We start from the raw sequence: 1,564 nt of genomic DNA, 5'->3' as shown, positions 1-1,564 counted from the left end.
AATATACCGGTTAGCAGTTCTTATTCTGTGGAAGGCGTTAAGGTCGAAGGGCGCCGTGTAACCTATAAGATACAACTATCAAATCAATGAGAAAATAATAATGGCAAATGAGCGCCGACGGACAGAACGGCATAATTGGTTGCGTTTGGAATCTAGTGTTTACATTAAACGAAGCCTTTTTAAAAAGGAATGGATACCTGTTGTACCTTTTGACTTCAGTCGTTATGGCATGGGGATTCAGACTGACGAGGTCTATCACTTAGGGGACGAAGTAGTTCTATCCCTAAAGTTGTTAAAAGAGGATGTAGAAGTTGAGTTGCCTTTGCTTAAAGGGCTTGTTCGATATAAAGAAAAGCACCATAGCCGATTTAATTACGGTGTTGAGTTTAGTTTTGCCTCTAAGCATGACAAGTTAAAGATTAATGATGAACTGGTTGCAATTGAACAGATTTTGAGAAGGTTCGAAAATGACAGAGCCGCGTCGACAGAGGGTAGCTTAGATAGCTCTTCGACTGCGGGAGCCCCGGGTGGCTAAGCTGAAAGATTATGTGACGGGTGCGCTGCTTGTTTGTCTTGTTTTTTTAGGCCTAATTCTTTTTGCCTTGTATGACAAAAGTGCACCCAACGAGCACCAAAAGCCTGATTATAATTTTAGTTCCGATTGCGATATTAGTGCCGATGACTGTCGTTTGCACCTATTCAATGACTTGGAGCTTAGACTTCAAGTAAGTCCTAGTGAAATTAAAGCCCTAGAACGTTTCCAGTTGAAGTTTCATACAATGAACAATGCTGGAGCAGAACTCTCAAACCTTGTTGCTTGGGTTGAAGGGCGAGATATGGATATGGGGCAACACTTCTTATCCTCCAAAGCTGAGTTGGCTAACGAATTTTTATTAAGTGGAATGATTCCAATATGTACGGTCGATGCTGAGATGGTATGGCGCTTAGTTGTCAACTTTGAGTTTCAGGGGAAAACGATTCGTTTAGATTTTGATCTTAAGACTTCTCAGCATGGGCTCTAAGCTATGGTAAATAGGCTTCCTTTCACAATTCTTCTTGTCGGCATTTCTATCGCAATTATTGTGCTTGCAATGCGTTTTATGTCTTCAGATATAGAACGGGATATAAAAGCTAAATACCTTAAAGCGGGGGACTTTGACTTACTGCACGAGGGTAAAGCATTTAGCCTGGGCCAATTGCGCGGCCATCCTGTCATTCTTTATTTCGGCTACACTTACTGTCCTGATGTATGCCCTGTTGGTTTGTCAAAGATACGAGATGTATTGAGCAGTCATGAAGACTTTAAGGATGTCCCCGCATTGTTTATAACGGTTGATCCGCATCGTGATGATGATAAGCGTTTAAAAGAATACACCGGATTCTTCCATCCAAATATTATTCCTTTAAGTGGGAGTGTTGAACAAATTACTTCGGTTAGCTCAGCTTACGGAACTTTTTTCCGTTCAGGTCGTGAAAAGGCAGGTGAAGGCAATAGCTATACAGTTGATCATAGTGCTTTTGTCTATTTGTTAGATGATCAAGGAAGGTTAATGCGAGTGCTTGA

The 1,564-nt window shown here is 41.3% G+C and carries 3 protein-coding genes; all 3 read left to right on the top strand.

Features of this window, described 5'->3' with window-relative positions; genetic code table 11:
• Positions 1-100: 100 nt before the first annotated feature.
• Entirely contained in the window at positions 101-535 is a 435-nt protein-coding gene (locus tag A3757_RS16930) for a PilZ domain-containing protein (protein WP_068511419.1), read from the top strand.
• Positions 528-1,022, top strand: coding sequence for a hypothetical protein (locus A3757_RS16925; protein WP_068511937.1), 495 nt, complete (start codon positions 528-530; stop codon positions 1,020-1,022). The genes A3757_RS16930 and A3757_RS16925 overlap by 8 nt, the downstream gene beginning before the upstream one ends.
• A gap of 3 nt (positions 1,023-1,025) precedes the next feature.
• Positions 1,026-1,564 (top strand): SCO family protein (locus tag A3757_RS16920; protein WP_082872130.1); only part of this gene is annotated, 539 nt, incomplete at its 3' end.

This window comes from Oleiphilus sp. HI0117 (assembly GCF_001635235.1).
The sequence above is the reverse complement of the archived record's forward strand: the minus strand, read 5'-3'. Positions and strand labels throughout refer to the sequence as shown.

What these genes read in the sequence shown, in the direction of transcription:
- A3757_RS16930 (WP_068511419.1), top strand. Translation starts at nt 101, where the DNA reads ATGGCAAATGAGCGCCGACGGACAGAACGGCATAATTGGTTGCGTTTG.